21 protein-coding genes and 1 pseudogene are annotated in these 21,726 nt (G+C 73.8%); 7 read left to right on the top strand and 15 right to left on the bottom strand.

Annotation, left to right across the window (positions count from 1 at the left end; genetic code table 11):
- Window positions 1-29: 29 nt before the first annotated feature.
- Together BT341_RS21960 and BT341_RS21955 are read left to right on the top strand one after the other, a co-directional pair.
- Complete coding sequence (locus tag BT341_RS21960) at window positions 30-1,136, top strand: glycosyltransferase (protein WP_072478078.1); 1,107 nt, start codon at window positions 30-32, stop codon at window positions 1,134-1,136.
- Window positions 1,133-2,287, top strand: a complete 1,155-nt coding sequence (locus BT341_RS21955; RefSeq protein WP_072478077.1) for a glycosyltransferase family 4 protein — start codon at window positions 1,133-1,135, stop codon at window positions 2,285-2,287. The genes BT341_RS21960 and BT341_RS21955 overlap by 4 nt, the downstream gene beginning before the upstream one ends.
- Here BT341_RS21955 and BT341_RS21950 read toward each other — a convergent pair.
- Both BT341_RS21950 and BT341_RS21945 read right to left on the bottom strand, forming a co-directional pair.
- Window positions 2,241-3,527, bottom strand: a complete 1,287-nt coding sequence (locus BT341_RS21950) for a putative glycoside hydrolase family 15 protein (RefSeq protein ID WP_072478076.1) — start codon at window positions 3,525-3,527, stop codon at window positions 2,241-2,243. The genes BT341_RS21955 and BT341_RS21950 overlap by 47 nt on opposite strands.
- A complete protein-coding gene (locus BT341_RS21945; RefSeq protein ID WP_072478075.1) occupies window positions 3,509-4,939 on the bottom strand; it encodes an exopolysaccharide biosynthesis polyprenyl glycosylphosphotransferase in 1,431 nt (476 codons plus the stop codon). The genes BT341_RS21950 and BT341_RS21945 overlap by 19 nt, the downstream gene beginning before the upstream one ends.
- A gap of 314 nt (window positions 4,940-5,253) precedes the next feature.
- Between BT341_RS21945 and BT341_RS21940 the strand changes: the two genes are divergently transcribed.
- Both BT341_RS21940 and BT341_RS21935 read left to right on the top strand, forming a co-directional pair.
- Complete coding sequence (locus BT341_RS21940; RefSeq protein WP_072478074.1) at window positions 5,254-6,069, top strand: glycosyltransferase; 816 nt, start codon at window positions 5,254-5,256, stop codon at window positions 6,067-6,069.
- A gap of 4 nt (window positions 6,070-6,073) precedes the next feature.
- Window positions 6,074-7,402: an NAD(P)/FAD-dependent oxidoreductase gene (locus BT341_RS21935; protein ID WP_072478073.1), complete on the top strand. Its 1,329-nt coding sequence runs from the start codon at window positions 6,074-6,076 to the stop codon at window positions 7,400-7,402.
- Here BT341_RS21935 and wecB read toward each other — a convergent pair.
- Entirely contained in the window at window positions 7,372-8,538 is a 1,167-nt protein-coding gene (gene wecB, locus BT341_RS21930; RefSeq protein ID WP_084742960.1) for a non-hydrolyzing UDP-N-acetylglucosamine 2-epimerase, read from the bottom strand. The two genes, BT341_RS21935 and wecB, sit on opposite strands and share 31 nt — an antisense overlap.
- Window positions 8,539-8,673: 135 nt before the next feature.
- Between wecB and BT341_RS21925 the strand changes: the two genes are divergently transcribed.
- Window positions 8,674-9,591, top strand: coding sequence for a lysyl oxidase family protein (locus BT341_RS21925; RefSeq protein ID WP_245805053.1), 918 nt, complete (start codon window positions 8,674-8,676; stop codon window positions 9,589-9,591).
- Window positions 9,592-9,813: 222 nt separating this feature from the next.
- On the opposite strand, the gene BT341_RS21920 is transcribed toward BT341_RS21925, so the two are convergent.
- The 4 genes from BT341_RS21920 to BT341_RS21905 form a co-directional block, all read right to left on the bottom strand.
- Window positions 9,814-10,101, bottom strand: coding sequence for a J domain-containing protein (locus tag BT341_RS21920; protein WP_072478071.1), 288 nt, complete (start codon window positions 10,099-10,101; stop codon window positions 9,814-9,816).
- The gene (locus tag BT341_RS21915; protein ID WP_072478070.1) at window positions 10,098-10,478 is read right to left on the bottom strand and encodes a hypothetical protein; all 381 of its coding nucleotides are present in this window, start codon (window positions 10,476-10,478) and stop codon (window positions 10,098-10,100) included. Before BT341_RS21915 ends, BT341_RS21920 begins: the two co-directional genes overlap by 4 nt.
- 53 nt (window positions 10,479-10,531) lie before the next feature.
- Window positions 10,532-10,963 (bottom strand): Hsp20/alpha crystallin family protein, encoded by a 432-nt coding sequence (locus BT341_RS21910; RefSeq protein ID WP_072478069.1) that lies wholly within the window; start codon window positions 10,961-10,963, stop codon window positions 10,532-10,534.
- Window positions 10,964-11,085: 122 nt separating this feature from the next.
- Entirely contained in the window at window positions 11,086-11,511 is a 426-nt protein-coding gene (locus tag BT341_RS21905) for an Hsp20/alpha crystallin family protein (RefSeq protein WP_072478068.1), read from the bottom strand.
- Between the two features lie 226 nt (window positions 11,512-11,737).
- Between BT341_RS21905 and BT341_RS21900 the strand changes: the two genes are divergently transcribed.
- Window positions 11,738-12,040 (top strand): Hsp20/alpha crystallin family protein, encoded by a 303-nt coding sequence (locus BT341_RS21900; RefSeq protein ID WP_143168616.1) that lies wholly within the window; start codon window positions 11,738-11,740, stop codon window positions 12,038-12,040.
- Window positions 12,041-12,212: 172 nt separating this feature from the next.
- Here the strand turns inward: BT341_RS21900 and BT341_RS21895 are convergent, their stop codons facing one another.
- The 6 genes and pseudogenes from BT341_RS21895 to BT341_RS21875 all read right to left on the bottom strand — a co-directional run bounded on the left by BT341_RS21895 (window position 12,213) and on the right by BT341_RS21875 (window position 18,071).
- Window positions 12,213-12,659, bottom strand: a complete 447-nt coding sequence (locus BT341_RS21895) for a hypothetical protein (protein ID WP_072478066.1) — start codon at window positions 12,657-12,659, stop codon at window positions 12,213-12,215.
- 156 nt (window positions 12,660-12,815) lie between these two features.
- Window positions 12,816-13,028, bottom strand: coding sequence for a jacalin-like lectin (locus BT341_RS47665; protein WP_342750224.1), 213 nt, complete (start codon window positions 13,026-13,028; stop codon window positions 12,816-12,818).
- A gap of 536 nt (window positions 13,029-13,564) precedes the next feature.
- A pseudogene (locus BT341_RS47910) lies at window positions 13,565-14,140 on the bottom strand (jacalin-like lectin); the annotation flags it as partial.
- A 125-nt stretch (window positions 14,141-14,265) separates the two neighbouring features.
- Window positions 14,266-15,819, bottom strand: a complete 1,554-nt coding sequence (locus BT341_RS21885; protein ID WP_072478065.1) for an alpha-L-arabinofuranosidase B — start codon at window positions 15,817-15,819, stop codon at window positions 14,266-14,268.
- Window positions 15,820-16,272: 453 nt separating this feature from the next.
- Window positions 16,273-17,094: a hypothetical protein gene (locus BT341_RS21880; RefSeq protein WP_072478064.1), complete on the bottom strand. Its 822-nt coding sequence runs from the start codon at window positions 17,092-17,094 to the stop codon at window positions 16,273-16,275.
- A 134-nt stretch (window positions 17,095-17,228) separates the two neighbouring features.
- Window positions 17,229-18,071, bottom strand: a complete 843-nt coding sequence (locus tag BT341_RS21875; protein ID WP_072478063.1) for a LysR family transcriptional regulator — start codon at window positions 18,069-18,071, stop codon at window positions 17,229-17,231.
- 90 nt (window positions 18,072-18,161) lie between these two features.
- On the opposite strand from BT341_RS21875, the gene BT341_RS21870 reads away from it, so the two are divergent.
- The gene (locus BT341_RS21870; RefSeq protein ID WP_072478062.1) at window positions 18,162-19,004 is read left to right on the top strand and encodes a TIGR03620 family F420-dependent LLM class oxidoreductase; all 843 of its coding nucleotides are present in this window, start codon (window positions 18,162-18,164) and stop codon (window positions 19,002-19,004) included.
- Here BT341_RS21870 and BT341_RS46580 read toward each other — a convergent pair.
- Together BT341_RS46580 and BT341_RS21865 are read right to left on the bottom strand one after the other, a co-directional pair.
- Window positions 18,988-19,773: a hypothetical protein gene (locus BT341_RS46580; protein WP_245805051.1), complete on the bottom strand. Its 786-nt coding sequence runs from the start codon at window positions 19,771-19,773 to the stop codon at window positions 18,988-18,990. The two genes, BT341_RS21870 and BT341_RS46580, sit on opposite strands and share 17 nt — an antisense overlap.
- A complete protein-coding gene (locus tag BT341_RS21865; RefSeq protein WP_245805050.1) occupies window positions 19,746-21,707 on the bottom strand; it encodes a BTAD domain-containing putative transcriptional regulator in 1,962 nt (653 codons plus the stop codon). Before BT341_RS21865 ends, BT341_RS46580 begins: the two co-directional genes overlap by 28 nt.
- Between the last annotated feature and the right edge of the window lie 19 nt (window positions 21,708-21,726).

Here is a 21,726-nt window from a genome sequence, read left to right as displayed (position 1 = left end):
CTCGCCGCCCGTTGCCGAGGCGGGCTCGAGTGAAAATCGTCCATGTCTCCCAGCCCGTGACCGCCGGGGTTGCCGTCGTCGTGCTCGAGCTGGCTCTCGCCCAGCGGGACTGGGGCTGGGACGTCACCGTCGCCTGCCCGCCCTCCGGCTGGCTCGCCGACCGGCTCCGCGAGGCCCGCATCGACGTCCGTGCCTGGGCCGCGCGCCGCTCGCCCGGCCTCCGCTCGGCCGGTGAGACGCTCCGGCTGCGCCGCCTTCTGTCCGATGTGGACCCCGATGTCGTGCACCTGCACAGCTCGAAAGCCGGGCTGGCCGGGCGGCTGGCCGTCCGCCGCGGCCTGCCCACCGTCTTCCAGCCGCACCTGTGGTCCTTCGCCACCGCCCGCGGCCCGCTGCGCCACGCCTCCGCCCGCTGGGAACGCTTCGCCTCCCGCTGGACCGACCTGCTCGTCTGCGTGAGCGACGACGAACTCGCCGCGGGCCGCGCCGCCGGGGTGACCGCCGAGGCGCACGTCGTCTGCAACGGCGTCGACACCTCCCGGTTCACCCCCGGCGACCGGGCCGCGGCGCGACGGCGGCTCGGGCTGCCCGCCGGCGCCCCGCTCGCCGTCTGCGTCGGCCGGCTCGCCGAGCTCAAGGGCCAGGACCAGCTGCTGTCGGCGTGGCCGGACGTCCTGCGCCGCGTGCCGGACGCGCGGCTCGCCTTCGCCGGCGACGGGCCGATGGGGCCTGTCTGGCGGCGCCACCCGGTGGCGGGCCACGCGTCCGTCGTGTGGGCGGGGCACACCGCCGACCCGGCCGCCTGGTACACCGCCGCGGACGTCGTCGTCCTGCCCTCCCGCGCCGAGGGCATGGCCCTCGTTCCGCTGGAGGCGATGGCGTGCGCCCGTCCCGTCGTCGCGTTCGACGTCGGCGGCATGCGCCAGAGCATCGCCGACGCCGGCGCGGTGCTGCCGCCGGGTGACCTCACGCGCCTCGCCGCCGCCGTCGCCACCCGGCTCGCCGACCCCGCACTCGCCGCGCGGGAAGGCGAACGCGGCCGCCGCCGCGCCGAACTCTCCTTCGACCGCGGCCGCATGACCGACCAGATCGCCGCGCTCGTCGACAAGCTCACCCCCGCGGAGGCCACCTCGTGATCCGGATCGCGTACCTGCTCACCCAGGACCGGGGCGGCCCGGTCGACGTCACCGTCCGGCTGGCCGCCACCCTGGCGGGCGAAGGCGCCGAGGTGCGGGTCTTCGGTCCCCCGCCGGCCCGCGGCGCCGAGCTGCTCGACGGCAGGCACACCGAGCTGCGGGTGGACGGCAAGGACGACGTCGCGGCGGCGAAGCGGGCCAGGGCCGCGATCCGCGCGTGGCGGCCGGACGTGGTGCACGCGCAGGACCGGCGGGCCGGGCTGGTCGTCGCGGGGCTGCGGGCCGGCCGCGGGCCCCGTCCCGCACTGGTTCAGACCTACCACGGCGTGCCGGACGACGTCGCCGAGCCGTGGTTCCGCGGGGCGCGGGGCGCCGGGGGGCCGTCCGCCTACACGCGGACGGTGCTCGCCGCGGACGCCGTCGTCGCCCGGGTCCTCGACCGCACGATCGTGCCCGCCGAGGCGATGGAGCGCTTCCTGCGCCGGCGCCTCAAGGTGCCGCCGGCCCGGCTGGCGCACATCGACAACTGCGTCGGACCGGCCGTGCCCGTCCCGCCGCGGGGCCCGGTGCGCCACCTGCTCTTCGCGGGACTCCTGGTGGAACGCAAGGGAATCCTCGACCTGCTGGCCGCGCTCGCGATGCCCGGTGTCCTGCCGCCGGACGCGCGGCTGACCGTGGCAGGCGACGGGCCGCAGCGCGCCGCGGCGGAGCGGGCCGCGCAGGCGCCCCCGCTGGCCGGCCGCGTCACGTTCCTCGGCTTCCGGCCGGACGTACCCGCCCTGGTCGCGGCGGCGGACGCGCTCGTCCTGCCGTCCACTATGGAGCAACAGCCGCTGGTGGTCGCCGAAGCCATGACGGCGGGCAAGCCCGTCGTCGCGACCGCCACCGGCGGCGTGCCCGACATGGTGGAACTGCCCGGAGGCCCGTCGCTGCTCGCGCCGCCCGGAGACGTCCCGGCGCTCGCCGGGCGGCTGCGGGCGTTGTTCGCCGAACCCGACCCCGGCCGGATCGGGCGGCGGCTCGCCGAGCGCGCCCACGCCCGGTACCGCCCGGAGCCCTGCGCCCGGCGGCACCTGGCGTTGTACGCGCGGGTGGCCGGCCTCGCTACGACGGTTTCACCAGCACCAGGCCATCCGCGGCCTCGAGGCTGACCGGCTCCGGTGACGCCGGCGCCGGAGACGTCTGCGTGGCAGGCGGCCGGGACCCGGGTGCGACGAGCCCCGCCGGCGGTGTCACCGTCTGGGTGGCGGATGTCGTGTTCACCGCCACCCAGCCGTGAGTGAACGTGCGGGTCCAGACGCCGTTCGGCAGCCGGCCCGCCGCGTCCACCGCCTCGCCCAGCCCGCTGTCCTGCAGCGCCGACCACTCCGGGCCGCGGTAGTCGTCGGTGGTCGCCCGCGTCCAGCACGTGCGGGGGCCGGCCAGCAGCGCCGCGCTCGCGTAGCCCGCCCGCTCCTGCTGCGCGTTCCTCGTCCGCGTGACCAGCAGCAGCAGCGACTCGCCGAGCGCGGCCTGGGCACGCAGCTCCTGGAACTCGTTGCCGCGGAAGGTCAGCAGGCCGCCGGTGCCGCCGTCTTCACGGAACCCGAAGTTCTCCTCCATCGCGCCGCCGAAGCGCGAGTGCGCGGTCCACCGGCCCGGCACCAGGTGCGTCTCGGACACGTTGGGCACCAGCAGCTTCCCGGCCGCCGTGAATGCGTCGCCGGCGCGGGACAGGAACGCGTCGAGCCCGTCGCGCAGCTTGCGGTCGGTCTCCTCGACGTTCGCCGTGCCCGCCAGCACCGCGGACGAGTAGTGGCTCAGCGAGTTGAAGTCGTTGTCGGCGAGGACGCCGTCCCAGCCTTCCCGGTTCACCTCCGCGACGACCGCGTCCGTCCACGCCTGCTGGTAGGCCGGGTCCCAGACCGTCATCTGCCAGTGTTTCGGGTACCCCTGCCACTCGATGCGCCGCCCGCGGTCGTCGAGGGCGAACCACTCCGGGTGATCCCGCTGCGCGGCGACGTACCCGATCCCGCTCGGCAGGTAGGCGGCGTCCTGGCCGCCGTCGACCGCGCCCGGGTAGTTGCGGGTGCTCGACAGGTCCTTGTACACCAGGACCTTGACCTGCGGGTTGAGCTGGTGCAGGCGGCGCATGGCCGCGCCCTGGTCGGCGTTGAGCACGACGACCCGGTACCGCCGGGCCGCCTGCTCGATCTCCGCCGGCGTCGGCGCCCGGCCGATCCCGTACCACCACGCGCACGGCGCCAGCGGCTTCGGCGGCGGCGCCGCCACCTCCTGCGCCGAGCTCGTCACGCAGCCCGAAAGGCAGCCGGCCACGACGACGAGCACGGCCGCCGCGGCCCGGAGGCGGGCGGCCACCGGGTGTTCGCGCATCAGCGTTGCCTTCGGCACAGCAGTTCTCCCACCGTGAGGATGATGATCTTCGCGTCCAGCCACAGCGACCAGTTCGCGATGTAGTAGTTGTCGTAGCGCGCCCGGTCCGCGATGGACGTGTCGCCGCGCAGGCCGTGCACCTGCGCCAGGCCGGTCAGCCCGGTCGGCACCCGGTGCCGCGCCCAGTACAGGTCGTGGACGGCGGAGAACTCCTCGACGAACACCGGCCGTTCCGGGCGGGGACCGACCAGGCACATGTCGCCGCGCACGACGTTCCACAGCTGCGGCAGCTCGTCCAAAGAAGACCGCCGCAGGAACCGGCCGACCGGGCCGACCCGGCTGTCGCCGGCCACCGACCAGCGGGTCTGCGAATCGTCGACGGCCGACGGGCGGACGCTGCGCAGCTTGTAGAGCAGGAACGTGCGCCCGTCCATCCCGACCCGCACCTGCCGGAACACCACCGGGAAGCCGCTCTCCAGCGCCACCGCCACCGCGCAGCAGGCGATCAGCGGGGCCAGGAGCAGGAGCGCGGCCGCGGCGAGCGTGGTTTCGACCGCGCGCTTGACCCACCAGGCGGGACGGCGGGTCGGCGCGCCGCCCAGCCACACCAGCGGGTAGCTGCGGAGCCGGTCGACCCCGGGCCCGTCCGGGCAGAGCTCGAACAGGTGCGGCAGCACCAGCGTGACGCAGCCCAGGCGATGGGCGCCGATGGCGGCGTCGACGATCGCGGCGTCGCGGTCGCCGGCGGGGGCGAGGACCACGGTGCCCGCGCCCAGCCGGGCGATGGCCTCGGTGAGGTCGCCGTCGATCCGCTCGACCGGCAGGCCGGCGGGCGCGGCGGCGTCGCCGGACGGCGCGAACCCGACCGGCAGCAGGCCGAACTCGGGGTGTTCCAGCATCGTGCGGACGAGGTCGCCGCCGAGCAGGCCGGACCCGACCACGACGGCGCGGTCGCAGCGCCGCAGGCGCCGCCGTGCCCACCGGCCGAAGGCGAAGACCAGCGGCCGGACGCCTTCGCTCAGCACCGCGGCCAGCAGGATCACCTCCTGCATCGCGGCCGTGCTCGCGCTGTCCATTCCGGACACCAGACCGGCGCCGGTGACGAGCGCGAAGGCCAGCGCCGCGGTGGTGACCGACCGCGGGAGGTCCTGCAGCCAGGACAGCCACAGCCGGCGGCGGTGCACGCGGCCGCCCACCCGGACCCCCGCCAGCGCCACGGCGGTCACCGCCGCGCACACCGGCCCGGGACCGGTCCGCAGCACCGCGGTCAGCCACGCGCCGCCGTCGACGGCGGCGAGCAGCACGGCCACGGCGTTCACCCTGGCCAGCAGCGGCCGGGGACGGGCCGGGTTCCGGCGCCGGGCGGCGGGACGGCCGCGACGCGGCAGCGGCAGCGTCGCGCCGACGATCGCGTCTCTCAGTTCGGTCACCGGTCTCGGCCTCTCCGGGAACGCGCTGACATGAGAAATTTTCTCTCCATTTTCTTCAGGACTCAGCCATTCGGGGCAAAATCGGTTCTCCCGGGTGAATCTCGGCCTCGAAGCCGCGGAATCCACCCGTTCGGGCAGCGACGGATACCCATTCAGGTGATCGCCGGAAACACCTTGTAGTTCTGATGACGTCCATCCTTTCGGGGGACTTCCACGGGCACTAAAGAAAATCCACAACATAGCCGAATATGAGCTGTCGATCGCACGAATCCCGACGCCGTTCGGGTGACAGCACAACCGAGACAAGGGGTACCGTGGCGCACGAAGAATCCACCCTGGCCACCCTGACGGAACCGGATCCCGCCGCGAGCCGGACCGCCGGACGGGCGCACGTCGTGTTGCCCGCGTTCAACGAGGAAGCGTCGCTGCCGCCGCTGCTGCGGCGCCTCGCCGACGTCGCGCGCACCGAACGGCTCACCGTCTGGGTCGTCGACGACGGCTCCACCGACGGCACCGTCGCGGTGGCCGGCGCCGGATCCGGCGACCTGGACGTGCGGGTGGTCCGGCACGCGGTGAACCTCGGACTGGGCCGGGCGGTGCTGTCCGGGCTGCGAGCGGCACTGGAGGAGGCGGGACCCGACGACACCGTCGTGGTCATGGACGCCGACGACACGCACGATCCCGCGCTGCTGCGGGCGCTGCAGGCGGAGATCGACGCGGGGGCGGACGTCGCCATCTGCTCCCGGTTCGTGCCCGGCGGCGACGACCGGACCGCGCCGCTGGGGCGGCGGCTGCTCTCGCGCGGCGCGGCGAAGCTGTTCCACCACGCCCTCGACGTCGACGGCGTCCGCGACTTCACCAGCGGCTACCGCGCCTACCGGGCTTCCCTGCTCGCCCGCGCGTCCGCGCACTGGGGTGAACGGCTCATCGAGGAACAGGGTTTCGCCTGCATGGTGGAGCTGCTGCTCAAGCTGCGCCACTGCGGCCCGGTGATCACCGAGGTCCCGCTGGCCCTGCGCTACGACCGCAAGCGCGGGCCGAGCAAGCTGAAGCTGCGGCGGACCGTCGCGCAGTACCTGAAACTGCTCGTCCGCGACCGGCTCAGCCCGGCGCCGTTCCGGAAGCTGTGACGCCGTGCCCGGTTCGACCACTCCCCCGCACGTCGTGGTGATCGGCGGCGGCATCTGCGGCCTCAGCGCCGCGCACCGGCTCGCCCGCCGCGGCACCCGGGTCACCCTCCTCGAGGCGAGCGACCGGCTCGGCGGCCTCGGCACGTTCTTCCCGCACGGCGATCGGTGGGTCGAGCGGTTCTACCACTGCATCATGCCCACCGACGCGAGCCTGCTGGCCCTGCTCGGCGAGCTCGGCCTGCGGGATTCGGTCCGCTGGCGGGACACCACGATGGGCATGATCGTGGACGGCCGCCGGTACCCGTTCAACTCCGCGGCCGACCTGCTGCGGTTCTCGCCGCTGCGGCTGCCCGACCGGGTGCGCTTCGGCGTCGTTTCCCTGCTGCTGCGGCGGCTGGGCCGCGGCCGGGACCTCGACACGCTCCGCACCGAGGACTGGCTGCGCGGGCTCTACGGCGACGTCGTCTGGCACCGGCTGTTCGCGCCGATGTTCGGGTCGAAGTTCGGCCCCGCCTTCGGGGACGTCCCCGCGCTGTACCTGTGGCAGCGGCTGGGCCGGGAGCGCAACGTCGCCACCCGCGGCTACCCGGAGGGTGGGTACAAGACGATCGTCGACGCGCTGCGGGCGTCCATCGAAGAGGCGGGCGGGACCGTGCGCACCTCGGCGCCGGTCCGCCGGCTGCACAGCGCGGACGGCAGCGCGATCCTGACCCTCACCGGCGGCGAGGTCGTCGGCGCGGACCACGTGATCTCCACGCTTCCGCTGCCGTTGCTGCGCCGCATCGCCGACGACGCGCTCGCCCACCACCTCCCCCGCACCGACCTGCCCTACCAGGGCGTCGTCACGGCCGCGTTCTTCCTGCGCCGTCCGCTGACCGGGCACTACTGGACGCCGGTGCTGCACTCGGGCACCGAGTTCGACGGCGTCGTCGAGATGTCGGCGCTGGCCGGCACCGAGGCCTACGGCGGCCACGACCTCGTCTACGTCATGCGCTACACCGACCGCGACTCACAGCTGTACCTCGACGACGACGCCGCGATCGCCGCGCGCTGGACGGCTCAGCTCCGGGGCCTGTTCCCGGAGCTGAGCCCCGCCGACGTCGCCGAGGTGCGGGTGTTCAAGGCGCCGTTCGTCGAGCCGGTGTACCCGCTGGGGTACCTGGCGCGCCGGCCCGCCGTCACGGTGGACGGCACGAACCTGATGCTCGCCACGACCGCGCACGTCTACCCGGAGGTCACGAGCTGGAATTCGAGTGTCGCGCTGGCGGAGGAAGTGACGAGCCGGATCGCGACCGGGCCGGCTCACCCGGTCGCCGCGGAGCCCGCGAGGTGACCGGCCACGGAACCGAGCGCGGCGACGATCCGGGCGGAGGCGGACCCGTCGCCGTACGGCGAGGGCAGGTGCCGGAGGCGCTCGCGGTGCCCGGTGACGTCGTCGAGCCAGCGCGCGGTTTCCTCGCCGATCCGCGGCCCCGGCGGCACCCGCACGCCGAACGTCCCCGCGATCTCGGGCCGTTCGGTGCTGCGCCGCACCACGACCACCGGTCGCTTGAGGACACTCGCTTCCTCTTGGATGCCACCGGAGTCCGACACGAGCACCGCGGCTTCGGCGGCCAGCGCGAGGAATTCCGGGTAGGCGAGCGGTTCCAGCACGACGAGCGGGGCGAGCAGCCGGCTCAGGCCGAAGGCTTCGACGCGCTGGGCGGTGCGCGGGTGCAGCGGGAACACGACCGGCACCGGCAGCGCGCCCAGCTCGCGGAGGGCGAGCGCCAGCCGGCCCGGGTCGTCGGCGTTCTCCGGGCGGTGGAGGGTGGCCAGGACGTAGCCGTCCCGCGTCAGGCCCCGCGTGGTGAGGAGGGCCTGCCGTTCGTCTGCGGGCGGCAACGCGCTTTCCAGTGCTTCCACGACGGTGTTGCCGGTGACGGCGATGCGTCCGGACGGCACGTTTTCGGCCAGCAGGTTCCGGCGGTTCAGCTCGGTGGGCGCGCAGCAGAGGTCGGCGAGGTGGTCGATCAGCACCCGGTTGTGCTCTTCCGGCATCGCCCGGTCGTGGCTGCGGAGCCCGGCTTCCACGTGCACCAGCGGCAGGCCGTGGGCGTTGGCGGCGAGCGCGCCGGCGAGCGCGGACGTCGTGTCGCCCTGCACGAGCACCACCCGGCCGGGGTGGCAGGCGAGGACTTCGTCGACGGCGCTGATCGCCCGGCCGAGCTGGCCGCCGCGCCGTCCGCCGCCCACGCCGAGCTCGTGGAACCGGCCGCCGGGCACCAGGTCCGCGCGGATGCGGGTGTAGAGGGAATCGTCGTAGTGCTGTCCTGTGTAGACGACGGTGCAGCGTTCGCCCAGCAGCCGCATCAGCGGGGCCAGCTTGATGAGCTCCGGGCGGGTCCCGCACACCAGCGTCGCCCCCGGGGCCACCGCGACCTCGGGAGAACTGACGACGGCGGGCCGGAAATCGGCGGTGATCGGCATGGGATCCTTTTCGACGGTGACGGTTGGCCCCGCACGGTACTCACCGCGCGCCCGGTTCCCGGCGCGACTCAGTCGATTGTGTGAATGGCTCACTCGGAACATCGGACAGGACGGTGGCTCTTGCTCAGGAAATACGTGGCACTCTTGGCGGCGGCGGTTTTCGCGACCGGGTCGGCACCGGCCCTGCGCTCCGACGCGGCACCCGGGCTGCTGCTCCCGGATCTGCGCCAGGTCCCGCCGGGGTGCACGGACGGGGCTTCGGACGACGTGACCGCCTGCCACGACTGGGACGTGTGCCCGGTGGTGGACCCGGGCGCCCCCAACGGCCGCTGCGTGCCGGCCGCGACGGCGAAAGCCGTCCGGCTGCGGTTCACCAGTTCGGAGGAAAACGTCGGCGACGGGCCCCTGCTGCTGTACGGCCGCCGGGACAGCACCCGGCAGAACACGATGACGGTCCGCCAGGCGCTGAGCGACGGCGCAAACGGCTCGATCCCGCAGGACTACGCGTCGGCGCAGCGGGCCACGCGGGCGTTCACGTACTACGAGCCGGCGATGGCGCACCAGCATTGGCACCTGATGAACTTCGAGCACTTCAGCCTGGTTTCGGCACAGGGCAAGACGGTGGTGACCGACCGCAAGAACGGCTTCTGCCTCGGCGACCGCTACCCGGTGTCGGACGTCGACCGGCTGTCCCACGTGCCCGGAGAGTCGGGCGCGGACGCGGAACTCGCGGAACGCCTGGCGGCCAACCGGTGCCGCCACCACGAACCGGACGCGCTGGACGTGCTGGAGGGCATTTCGGTGGGCTCGGGCGACGACTACAAGTACGACGTCGACTTCCAGTGGCTCGACATCACGGGAGTGCCATCGGGCACGTACACGCTGGTGAACACGGTGAACGACGACCGGACGCTGGTGGAGAAGGACTACCGCAACAATTCCTCGTCGGTGTCGGTGTCGATCCAGTGGCCGGGCGGAAGGGGCGAAACGCTGACGGCGGCGCCGGTGGTGCGGTTCATGCGCGCGTGTCCTGGGCAGGCCCGCTGCCCGTGACGGGCTGCCGCGGCTTCGCGACGGCCTGGCTTCCGCGCGGACTCCTGGCTCGGCGCCTCACCCCGCGGCCAAGCGCGGCACCCGAGCCCACCCGCGGCTCGGACAGCGGGCCGCCGCGAGTGGACCCGTGGCTCGGCGGCCTCACCCCCACGGCAATGCCCGGCGCCAGAAGCCACCCGCGGCTCGAGGCAGGCGCGCCGGTATGGGTCCCGGCTCGCGGCCTCATCGCCGGGGCGGTTCCCGGCGCACCGGGCCCACCCGCACATCCGGCGGCCGCGGGGAAGTGTGGAACCGCACCGGAACCCGGTGGCTCTCGCCGGCGTCCGCCGGTGGAGGCGGCGCGCTCTCGCGGAGCCTGCGGTACGCGGCGATGACCGCGGCCAGGCGGTCGCGGTCCGGGTGGGCCGTGTCCGGGTGGCAGGCCCGGACCGCTCGGCGGTAGGCCGCCGTGATCTCGGCGGGCGTCGCGTCGCGGTCGATGCCCAGCACCGCGTGGGGGTCGGGCGTCATGGCGTCGGTCCGGCCGGGGCCAGGTGGCTGGTTGCCGTGTAGAAGTCGCGGGCGGCCGCGTTGGCCGCGTCCAGTGCCTGGCGCAGCCTGGCCAGCTCCCGGACGGCACGTGCCAGCTGCGGGCCCGCCGGCCCGGCTTCGACCTGCCGCAGCCGCCCGGGGTGTTCGGCGTGGCGGGACGTGTGCTCGGCGACCAGCGCCGTCAGGTCGCTCAGCCCGCCGGTCAGCTGGATCAGCTGCCAGCCGGTCTCCCGCAGCCGCGCCAGGCCGGGCGGGTCGTCGGGACCGGCGCGGCGGACGGCGGCGTGGATGTCACGGGCCGCGGCGGCCAGCGTCGCGTCGATCGCCGCGGGCGCACGGTGTCGGGAAGTACTCATCGGCTCACCGGGATGCGTGATGGCCGGACCCCGGGCGACCGGGGTCCGGAAGGTCAGCCCTTGATCTGCTGGGCGCCGCCACCACCGGCGATGGCGATCTTGCGGGGCTTCGCGTGCTCGACGATCGGCACCCGGAGCGTCAGCACGCCGGCGTCGTAGTGGGCCTTGATGTTCTCCGCGTCCAGCGTGTCGCCCAGGAACAGCTGCCGGGAGAACACGCCGCGGGGACGTTCGGACACCTGCACTTCGGCGCCTTCGGCGTAGTCCGCGCCGCGTTCGGCCCGGACGGTGAGCACGTTGCGCTCCACGTCGAGGTCGATCGAGTCCGGGCTCACCCCGGGCAGGTCGAACTGCACGACGTACTCGTCACCGGACCGGTAGGCGTCCATCGGCATCACCGCCGGGCGGGTGGCGGTGCCGTCGGCGCCGAACAGCTGACCGGCGAGCCGGTCCAGTTCACGGAACGGGTCGGTCCGCATCAACATGGCCTCGCGCCTCCAATCTCCTTTCACGCTGATCCGCGCCCGGCCGGCGAACCGGGCGCGGCCCGATCACCTCGTCATTCCTATAGCGCGCACTGCAGATTATGTCAAGCAGTCGGCTCGGGTCACGCGGTGAGCGCCGGCCGTTCGGATGTCCCGGCGGTGATGGCGATCTTGCGCGGCTTGGCCTGCTCGGCGACCGGGATGCGGAGGGTCAGCACACCGGCGTCGTAGCTCGCCTCGACGTGGTCGGTGTCGAGGTTGTCACCGAGGTGCAGCCGCCGGGTGAACGTGCCCGCGGGCCGCTCGTGGACGACGACCTGCGCTCCGTCGCCGGGGACCGTCGTCCGCTGCGCCCGCACGCTCAGGACGTTGTGCTCCACGTCGACCTCGATGGACTCCGGGCGCACGCCGGGGAGGTCGAGGTGCACCAGGAACTGGTCCCCCGCGCGGTAGGCGTCGAGCGGCATCGCCGCGGACGCGGTGAGGCCACCGAAGAACTGCTGGGCCAGCCGGTCGAACGCCTGGAACGGATCCGTGCGAACGAGCATCGGGTCTTCTCCTTCCCTTCGTGACTTGTGTTGACATCCGGGAAACCGGCTTTGCCGCGTCACGGTTCCCGACGCCTGCTCAAGTCACACGAATGGAGTATTGGAAGACGAAAGCGCAGTTCACGGATTGAGTGGACAGGACTCAAGTCATGGGAACACACGTGCGCCTTGGTTCGTCTTGACGGATGAGAGCACCGTGTGCATCGGATTTCGGGAGGTGGAAGTGATGACCCTGCCCGTGGTGCGGGAAACCGATGAGGCCTATGTGGTGGAGATCGAGACGCCCGGGGTGAAGCGGCGAGAGGTCACGGCCGAGCTGGCCGGGCGGGAGCTGACGGTCAGGGGCGGCTGCACGCGGCGGCGTGGGTTGTTCCGGCGCCGCACCGGGGAGTTCACGTACCGGGTCACGCTGCCGGACGAGGTGGACGCCGACCGCGTGACGGCCTCGCTGGTCAAGGGGATGCTGACGGTCCGGGTGCCGAAGAGCGTGTGGGCGAGGAAGCGGCGCATCGCGATCAGCGCGGCCTGACCCGCGCGGCAGTCGAGCAGCGACCGGCACCGCGCGGCGGCATCCGAGTGGCGCCGGCCATCCCCGGCGGGCCGCAAGCCATCGGGGATGGCCGGTTGACCCCTCCCGGCATCCTCGGGAGGACATCGGCATTCCCGGAGGCAGCGCCGGGAACCCGAACACGCCACCACCGTCAGCCGACTCCCGCGCCCTCCTGGACCGAATCCGGGCTCGTCGCCGCGTCCGTGCTCGTTGTCGCCGCGCTCGTGTCGTCCGTGAAGCTCGCGAATGCGAAGCGGACCGTGCTCGTCACCGGCGTCGCGTGCGGTGGGTCCGCCACCAGCGGGGTGATGATGCCCGCCGTGTCCGGGCGGTCCAGGCGGGCCAGCAAGCGCGCCAGTGCCTCCGGTGCCCCGGCCGGCTCCGCGCGGGTCTGGATCAGCGTGCGGTGCAGGATTCCGATGTCCCAGCCGTTGCCGCCCGTCCCGCTGCCCGCCGGCACCGCGACCGTCGCGTCCAGCAGCCACCTCGGCGACTTGCCCGGCAGGGACGGGGTGGCGTGCGCGGTCAGCCCCACGATCTGGTCCGCGCGCAGCAGTCCGTCGCTCAACGTCTTGATCCAGACCTTCTCCAGTCCCATGGTCGTCCTCCGTTCGCAGCGGCGTCGTGCTCCACTGTGGACTGTCTCCGGCGGCGATGTCCCCGCCCCGGCGATTGGCACTCGAAGGCGGAGAGTGCCAATTCCGATTTAGCACCCATCCGGGCCCCGCCGCAAGTGCCGGGGGCCAAACCGGCGTCAGCGACGCGTGTAGAGGACACCCAGCTTGTCGACCTCGTCGCCGGAACGGCCGTGGAACCCCGCGATCTGCCAGCCGGGCGGCGCGGTGTAGGTCGTGCAGTCGTCGGTCGCGGTCCCCGCCGCGACCGTCGCCCCGCGGCTCGTCGTGAACCGGACGAAAAAGATCCTCGTGTGCCCCGCGCGTGGCTGCCGCGGCAGAGGAACACCCACTCCGGGTACTCCCCCGCCGCGAGCGGCAGCCGGGTCTCGGTGCCACCACCGCCACCGTGGGCCAGGGTGGTGCCGTCGGCCAGGGTCAGGCCGATCCGGTCGACGCGCGCGCCGCCGCGGACGGTGATCGCGGCCGGGACCGCGCCCGCCGGGACGCGGTCGAGGTCGGTGAAGTAGTCCCGGTGCGGACCGCCGGACCGGTCGCTCGCCCGGAAGTCCGCGGCGCGGGTCCAGGCGAGGCCGACCGCGATCGGGTCGTGGTCGGACAGCGTCCGGCCCTGCTCGTCGAGGAAGGCCGCGTGCTCGTCGTGGTACGACGTCGCGGCCAGCCCGACGAGCTTGCTGCCGCGGTAGAGGACCTTGTCCACGACTTCGCAGGTGTCGGTGATCGCGTTTTCGTCGCACGGCAGGACGGGGCTGCCCGGTGCCGGCGCCACGCCGCCGCGTTCGAGCCGCACCCACGCGTCGGTCAGGCCGTTCGCCGCGGCGAATGGCCCGATCGTGTCGCCGGCGCGCGTGTAGCGGGTGTTGGTGTCGCCCATGACGAGCACGGCGTTGCCCGCCGAATGGCTCCCGATGAACGCCGACAGCCGGTCGAGGTCGGCCGCGCGCGAGGCGAGGTCGCCCGGGTTCGTTCCCGCGTTCGTGTGAAGGTTGTAGACGTCCAGGAAGACGCCTCCGGCGAGCCGCAGCCGCATGGACGTGAAGCCCTTCGGGGTCAGGCAGTCCTCCGAGTCGAGCTGGCACGACGTCCAGCTGACGCGTTCGAAGTCGTCGGCGTCGTACGGCAGCGAGGCCATCGCGTTGAGGCCGCTGCCGATCCCCGCGCCGCCGCTGGTGGGCGTGCGGTACGGATGCCGGTCGGCCGCGTAGAGGTTCGCGTGGTAATCGAAGTCTTCCTGCACGTGGACCAGGGCGCAGGCGCCGGCCCGCGCGCCGATCGCCGTCGTGCTCGGGGCACGCGGCGAAGGCGCGCCCGAGATGCCGTCCGGCAGCCCGGCGACGTTGTAGGTCAGCACGGACAACGTTCCGGAATCCGGCTCGGCCCCCGCGGCCGGGGCCGGAAATCCGGCGACGGCGACGGCCACGAACCCGGTCAGCCCCTTGCGCATCGGGCCCTTTTCGCACGCTCGCGCAACATGAACAATTCTCAGGTTATGGCGTTGTTCGCGGTCACGGGCCGTACGGCAGCACCCGCCACGCCCGGCGGGCGTGGCGGGTGCGCTTCGTTCCGGGATCAGCCCCACGGCGAGCTGACGAGCCAGCTCACGTCGTCGTTGTAGGCGTTGGTGCTGTCGAAGGTGTTCGGACCGCCGTCGGCGGCGATGTAGACGATGTTGTTGTAGTGGCGCACGTACCGGTCGGAGTAGTTGAGCGATCTCAGCGAGGCGCCCTGCCCGTTTCGCCCGGCCTCCGGGCAGAACGTCGCGTCCTGGGCGAACAACGCGGACCCGTCGTCGGCCTGCAGGTGCAGCTGGTAGTTCTGGTGCCGGAGGTACTGCCCGGCGGTGTTGCGGGACTCGAACGACACGCAGGAGCTGTTGCCCAGCCCGGTCCGGACGGTCCAGGACGCGTTGCCCTTTTCGGTGGCGGAGCTGCTGCTGGTGATCACCGCCGTGTCCACAGTGGACCCGCTGTGGTGGATGTAGCGGTCGGTGCAGCACGCCGTGGTGGCCCGCAGCGAGACGGCCGAGCCGGGCGTCAAGCCGGTGCCGGCGGAACTGGTGGCGTACCCGGCCGCCGTGATGTTCGCCTGCACCGCGTTCTCGGTGGCGTCCGACGGGTAGCCGGAGGTCATCACGCCTTCGTAGAAGGTACCGCGGGCGCCGACGCTGTTGTCCCCGCCGATGCCCAGGATGATCGCGCCCTCCTTCTTCATCGGGTTGTAGCCCGACGCGTTGGGGCGCACACCGTCGTAGAAGGTCGACACGCCACCGGACTGCGCGTTGCCACCACGGATGGCCCAGTGGTTGGGACCACCCTTGACGATGGCGGTCAGGAACCGGTGGCTGATGCTCGGGTCGTTGGCGTTGTAGCCCGGGTTGACGCCGGAGAACAGGCCGTTCTCCAGGTCGGCCATGATCCACGGGCCGTTGCCGGTGCCGTAGCCCCAGACCTTGATGTTGCCGAAGTAGATGGCTTCCATCGTGCCGTTGCCGTTGTCGTGGCTGTTGCGCTCGGCGTTGCCGTAGTCGAAGCAGCAGCCGCCGTTGTAGTGCGTGCCGTCGAAGATCGCGTACATGCCCTCCGGCTGGTCACCGGTGGCGATGCCGTTGGTGTTGTTGTTGCGGTAACCGGTTCCGGGAGCGACGTAGACGCCGTAGGCCTTGTGGCCGCCGACCGTGATCGGCGCCGCGGTGGCGTTGGCGAGGTTGTCGTAGCCGCCGGCCGCCGGACCGTTGAAGCCGCCGGGCGGGGCCTGCGTGAGGCGGTTGTTCCGGCCGGACTGATCGTAGATGACCGTGATCACGCAGGTTGTCCCGGCGCAGAACGAGTCCTGCGCCGCCGCGTTCGCCACCCCGCCCGCGCTCAGCGGCGCGATATCACGGGTCGTGTTGTCCGACGCCCGCCTGACCTGGTACAGCGGGCCGGTGTAGGAGCCGTACAACGCCCGCGTGGTGCTGTGCGCGGCCACGCACGGCGTGCCGCCGGCGGCGTAGATGTCGCACGGTCCCTGCGTGGCCGCTTCCGACGTGCCGCCGGTGGCCAGCAGCCCGGCGACGAGGGCGCCGGCCGCCGCGAACTTCAGGACGGGGGTGCGTAACCGTGGATATCTCGACTGTCGTGCCATGGTGATCTCCCGTTGCGTTGGGGCCACTGCCGAACTTTCGCCTGGCAGGCCTCACCGACGCGCCGTCCGGCCCCGGCGCCCGCGGGCGGCCGGTGCGAGCACCACGGCGTGTCTCGCGAAGCCTTCGATCAAGGGGTGCGACGGACGGCGATGCCACCTCCTCCTTCGGCCACCGCGCACCGGACGACGAACCGGGAAAATGTGAGCGCTAACATAGCTCGCCGTTCCGGCGAGCGCAATGGTCGCGGACCGATTTGCCGGGACGCACTCCCGCGCCAACGGAAACCAGGCGTGGCACGCAAAACTGCTCTGCCGGAATGTTCCTCGTTGAACACTCGCACATTCCCGGCGGCGGTTCTTTCCCGGGCCGCCCGTCCGTACTGCCCAAAGAGCGCGGACCGTCGAATGTTAGCGCTAACTTTCCGTGGCGTCCTCGGACTGTCCACGGTGGACTCAGCGGTGGTCCGCCCGGCCCTCTCGCCCGGCGAGGTGGTGCAGGAGGTCGTACGCCGCGGCGAGCGTGTCCGGCAGCCGGTGCACCCGGACCCGCGGCCGGGCCGCCGCGGTCAGCTGCGGATCCGCGGCGAGCCGGTCGGCGATCCGGCGGCGGGCGTGCCGGATGCGGTGCCCCACGCCCGGGTCGCGGTCGGCGAGGATCACCGCGGTCGACCGGCTGAGCGCCGCGGCGGTCTCGCCGCCGTCGAAGACCCGGCGCAGGACGTCGGCGACCAGGACCATCGCCATCGGCCGGTACCAGCACGTCACCCCGGACAGGTCGACCCCGATCGCGAGCAGCACCGGTGCCGGCGCCCCGGCGCGCTCGCCGCGTGCCGCGCGCCGGTACACCTCACCGAGCCGGGTCCGCAGGTACGCCTCCGTGGCCAGGCCGGTGAGCGCCTCGGTCGTAGCGACGTCCGAAACCGCGGTCGCGACGTCCGCCCAGCCCACCGCGGTGGCGCGGAGCATCGCGGACGGGGTCGCCTGGGGATCGGCCGACACGAGCCCGTCGGCGTCCGAGCCACTTTCCAGGACCGCGTGCAGCGCGGCGACGTCGTACAGGGTCTCGTCCAGCCCGGCGCCGGTCCGGGCCCGCGAACGGCCGAGGATGGTCAGCGCGCCGGTCAGGTCGCCGTCGAAGAGCGCGCAGCCGCACACGGTGTCCACTTCGGGCACCGCCCAGTCACTCGGGAACCGCCAGCCGCTGGTGATGCTCGCGATCCGCCAACGGCTGCGAAGCCGCTTCACGGCGCGGTCGACGTGGTTCCGATCGCCCACTGCGCCTCCCCGGCTCCTCGTCGCGGTCCTCGTCTCGGGGGTGCGACCTCGCTCGTCGCCGGCCGTGACGCCGGAAGACGGGCAGACCGCCGGATGAGGTAACCCGCACGGGCTAACCACCGCGGACCGTGACCTCAGTCGCCGAACGCCGCCCGGTGGGCCGCCGCGCAGGGACGCGGCAGGTCGTCCGGGACGGCCACGCTGCCGGTGACCGTCGTCCGCGGGTCCAGCGGGATCGCGCGCACCCGGGTGGACCGGATCTCGGCCACCTGGTCGGCGGCCAGCACCGTCCAGCTGCGCGGGTCGGAGCCGACCTCGACGATCGTGTCCTGGACCGTCGCGGCCCCGCGTGCCGGCACCACCGCGACGCCGGCCTCCTGCAGCGCCGTGACCACCGCGGGGTCCGGAGCGGCCCGCAGGGGCCCGCCGGCCAGCTCGGCGACCCCGACCGCGGCCCGCCCGGCGGCGGCGTGCCGCGCGGACACGACGGCGAACAGCGGCTCGGTCCAGCTCGGCAGCACCCGCACCCCCGGTGCCGCCCGCACGCCCCGCACCAGCGCCAGATCGAGTTCGCCCTGCCGCAGGGCGTTCAGGCGCGCGGCCGGCGGCAGGTCGACGAGCACGACGTCGAACGCCGGTGCCTGCTCGCGCAACGCGTCGATCCCGCGTTCCAGGCGGGCGGTGAACTGCCCGGTTCCCGTGCCGATGCGCAGCACGCCCGCCTGTTCGCGCGCCACGACCCGGACCCGGTCGGCGGCCGCGAGCGCCTCCCGCGCGGCGTCGAGCACCCGGTGCCCGGCCGCGGTCAGCCCGACCCGTCGGGGCGTGCGGTCGAACAGCCGGACCCCCAGCTCGCGCTCGAGCCGCGCGATCTGCCTGCTCACCGCGGGCTGTGCGATGTGCAGCCGCTCGGCGGCGCGGCCGAAGTGCAGCTCGTCGGCGACCATGACGAAGTACCGCAACGTCCGTAGTTCCACCGGCCCTCCCCTGTGACGATGCCGTCAGGGTATCGCTGCGCGTCGGCGTTGACGCTGGTTCGCGGGCGGGCGCGGTGCTGGAGTCGGGGCATGACGATCGATCTCGGCCTGCTCGGCGCCCACCTGCGCGAGCACGAAGTCACCCCCGGCCGCGCGGCGGAACTGGAACGGGCCGGCTACGGCACCCTCTGGCTGGACGCCTCGCCGCCGGCCGACCTCGGCCTCGCGGAGCGGGTGCTCGACGCCACCACCCGGCCGGCCGTCGGGACGAGCGTGGTGAACGTGTGGACCGCCGCCGCGGACACCGTCGCCGCGTCCTACCACCGCATCGAGGCCCGGCATCCCGGCCGGTTCCTGCTGGGCGTCGGCATCGGGCACCGCGAGGTCCACGCCGAATACGCCTCGCCCCACGACACGCTGCTGTCCTATGTGGACCAGTTGACCCGCGCGGGCGTGCCGGCCGAGCGGGTGGTGGTGGCCGCGCTCGGGCCGCGGATGCTGCGGCTGGCCCGCGACCGGACCGCCGGCACCGTCCCGTGCCTGGTGACCCCGGAGCACACCCGCCGGGCGCGCGCGATCCTCGGCGCGGGCAAGCTCGTGCTGCCCGGCCACTTCGCGCTCGTCGAGCCGGACGCCGGGCGGGCCCGCGCGGTGGCCCGGTCCGCCCCGCCCGGGACGGCGCTGGGCGTGGCCAACTACGCGGGCAATCTCCGCCGGCTCGGCTTCACCGAAGCCGACCTCGCCGGCACGGGCAGCGACCGGCTCATCGACGCACTGGTGGCCCACGGCGACCCGGAAACCGTCGCGGCGCGGCTGCTGGCCCACCGGGACGCCGGCGCGGACCACGTCGGCGTCTACCCGCTCGGCGACGACCCGATGGCCACGCTCCGCGTGGTCGCGGCAGCGGTGCACGCCGTCACGACCCGGACGTGACCTCCGCCAGCCGCTCCTGCACGCTGGCGTGGCGGAACTGGTACACGCCACCGGCCTGCCGCAGGACGCCGCGGCGGTGGGCGTCGTCCAGGAAGTGCATCAGACGCCACGGCAGGCGGCCCGTCACGGCGAGCCACGCGTGGTGGACGAAGTAGCTGCCCCGGGCGCGCGTCACCAGCACCGCCAGCCCGATGCCGCCGCCGAAGCACACGCCCACCACGAACGGCAGCACCGGGTCCGTCGCCGGCGGGAACACCTGGCCGCCGGCGATCGCGCCCGCCAGCCCGTAGCACACCGCGGCGACGCCGCGGGCCATGAAGAACCCGAACAGCGCGCCCGCCGGCCCGGCCGCGACGGCCAGCGCCAGGTCGTAGCGGCCGCCCAGCACCGGCAGGAACCGCGTCTGGGCGGTGAACGCGAACGCCATCCCGTCGAACAGGCCCAGCAACACCATGAACGACACGGCCAGCGCGACCGCGCCGGTCCGCTCGTTGCGCAGGATCGTCCCCGGGCTGGACACGCGGCTGGCGGCGACCGGCTTCGCCAGCCACACGTGCACCGCGAACACCAGCCCGAACACCAGCGCCAGCAGGACGACCAGGCCCGCGGCCAGCGACCAGCCCAGCCCGAGCAGGACGCCGGCGGCGGCGCCGGCGGCGAACCGGCCGGCGAACTTCCGCGCGGCCCCGGCGAAGCGGACTTCCGTGCGCAGCGGCTCGGGCGGGCGCCCGAAGCGGTGCGTCAGGAAGGCGGCGCCGCCGAACGACAAGCCGTAGATCGCGGCCGGCGCCGGCCCGTCGTCGACCCAGCCGGTGGCGACGAAGAACGCCGCGACCAGCAGGGCCCACCAGCCCGGCCCGGGTACGGACGGGCACCGCGCGGTACAGCTGCCACCAGGCCGGGTCGCGGCTGCGCGCCCGCTCCAGGTGCCGGGCCAGGAAACCCAGCCAGCGGACGGCCTGCGCCGCGGTGTACCGCCCCGACGGGCTGGTTGGTCTTCGGGTTCCGCCCCGGCGGCTCCGGGACACGCGCGCAGGCGTGGGGCACGAACGAGTCGAGCAGCCGCCCTTCGATCGCGCCCGCGTCTTCGGACCCCAGCAGCTCCGCGGGGTCCGTACCCGGACGGCGGTAAGCGCTTCGCGCGAGGTCGACCATCAGCGGCGTCCGCAGCACCCGGGCCAGCGGCGCGTCCGGCTCCCGGCGCAGCCGCTCGGCCACCGGTAGCCAGCGGTTGCGTCCGGCGCCCTCGCGCGCGGACAGGTAGGTGAGCGCTTCCTGCCGCGTGACGGGCTCGAGCCGCACCACCGTGGCGGCGCCGAGCACCGGCCCGGATTCGCGCGTCACCTGCTCGTACTCGGCGGACCGGCAGGTCAGCACCAGCGACCGGCCCACCGCCATCGTCTGGTCCAGTGCGTCGAGCGCCGCGGCGCGCAGGTCGGCGGGCATCTCGTCGAGACCGTCGAGGACCGGGAGGACGTGGCCGCCGAGGACGAGCCGGGTGGGGGCGTCGCGGCCGTACTCGCGGGCGTTGCGCAGGGCCGGGTGGTCGTCGGCGAGCCGGCCGGCCGGCCACCGGTCGAGGTGTTCCCGCCGCGGGTCCCAGGAGGCCAGGGACAGCAGGACCGGCACCGGGCCGTCCGGGGCGCGGGTGCGCAGCAGCTGCAGCGTCAGCATCAGGGCGAGCACGGACTTGCCGGACCCGGGATCACCGAGCACGACCAGCTGCGGCACGGGCAAGGCGGCGAACGTCCCGGCGACGTCGCCGAGGTCGCCCCGCAGCGGCGGCTGTCCCGGGCGCGGGACGGCGGACCAGCGCAGCGCGATCGGCCGCGGCCGGTGCTGCGAGCGCAGCTCCGCTTCGGCCCGCCATTGCCAGGTGACGGCTTCGGCCAGTTCGGTGACCGCGCGCCCGAAGTGGCGCTCCGGCTCGGTTCCGGCCGTCGTATCGCCACCGTCGGCCGTCGCTTCGGGCGGGGCCTCGGCGAGGATCTCTTCGTGGCGGCGCCGCAGGTCGGGGTTCGGGTCGACGCCCAGCTCGTCGGCCAGCCGGCGGCGCAGGCCGTGGAAGAGCGTCGAGGCCTCGGCGTAGCGGCCTTCCTTCGCGAGGGCGCGCATCAGGAGCAGGTGGGCCAGCTCGCGCGTCGGGTGCTCGGCGCAGAACGCGGTCAGCTCGCGCACGACCTCACCGGTTTCGCCGAGCCGCAGCTGCCATCCGGCGCCCAGCTCGACGGCGTCGGCGCGCTGCTCGTCGAGCAGGGCGGCCCGGCCGGCCAGCGTCGTCGCCCGCAACCCGTCCAGCGCCGGGCCACGCCACAGGGCGAGCCCGGCCCGGATCTCTTCGACGGCGTCGACGAGCTTCCCCTGCCCGGCGAGCGCACGCGCGGCCGTGACGTGGCGGCGGAAGACGAGGGAGTCGAGATCGCCGTCGCCGACGCGCAGGCGGTACCCGGGCCCGTCGGTGACGATCGCCGCCCCGGCGTCGCCGAGCCGTGCCCGCAGCGCGGAGACGCAGTTGCGCACCTGCTTGACGGCGGTGGCCGGCGGCTCGTCCGCCCAGAGCGCGTCGATCATCCGCTCGACGGGGACGACCGAGCCGGGATTGAGCAGGAGCGCGGCGAGCGCGCGCTGCTGACGCGGGCTCGCCAGGGTGACCCGGCCCCCGGGCGCTTCCACTTCCAGCGTCCCGAGAATCCGGAACCTCATCGCTGCCCCTCGTCCACCC

It is taken from the genome of Amycolatopsis australiensis (genome assembly GCF_900119165.1).
Taxonomy (GTDB): Bacteria; Actinomycetota; Actinomycetes; order Mycobacteriales; family Pseudonocardiaceae; genus Amycolatopsis; species Amycolatopsis australiensis.
This window is presented reverse-complemented; position numbering and strand designations above follow the sequence as displayed.

Excerpts from the sequence above, each read along its gene's own strand:
- wecB (WP_084742960.1), bottom strand. The coding sequence starts at position 8,538 with ATGCCGATCACCGCCGATTTCCGGCCCGCCGTCGTCAGTTCTCCCGAG.
- BT341_RS21920 (WP_072478071.1), bottom strand. The coding sequence starts at position 10,101 with ATGACGCCCGACCCCCACGCGGTGCTGGGCATCGACCGCGACGCGACG.
- BT341_RS21915 (WP_072478070.1), bottom strand. The coding sequence starts at position 10,478 with ATGAGTACTTCCCGACACCGTGCGCCCGCGGCGATCGACGCGACGCTG.
- BT341_RS21910 (WP_072478069.1), bottom strand. The coding sequence starts at position 10,963 with ATGTTGATGCGGACCGACCCGTTCCGTGAACTGGACCGGCTCGCCGGT.
- BT341_RS21905 (WP_072478068.1), bottom strand. The coding sequence starts at position 11,511 with ATGCTCGTTCGCACGGATCCGTTCCAGGCGTTCGACCGGCTGGCCCAG.
- BT341_RS21900 (WP_143168616.1), top strand. The coding sequence starts at position 11,738 with ATGACCCTGCCCGTGGTGCGGGAAACCGATGAGGCCTATGTGGTGGAG.
- BT341_RS21895 (WP_072478066.1), bottom strand. The coding sequence starts at position 12,659 with ATGGGACTGGAGAAGGTCTGGATCAAGACGTTGAGCGACGGACTGCTG.
- BT341_RS21885 (WP_072478065.1), bottom strand. The coding sequence starts at position 15,819 with ATGGCACGACAGTCGAGATATCCACGGTTACGCACCCCCGTCCTGAAG.
- BT341_RS21870 (WP_072478062.1), top strand. The coding sequence starts at position 18,162 with ATGACGATCGATCTCGGCCTGCTCGGCGCCCACCTGCGCGAGCACGAA.
- BT341_RS21865 (WP_245805050.1), bottom strand. The coding sequence starts at position 21,707 with ATGAGGTTCCGGATTCTCGGGACGCTGGAAGTGGAAGCGCCCGGGGGC.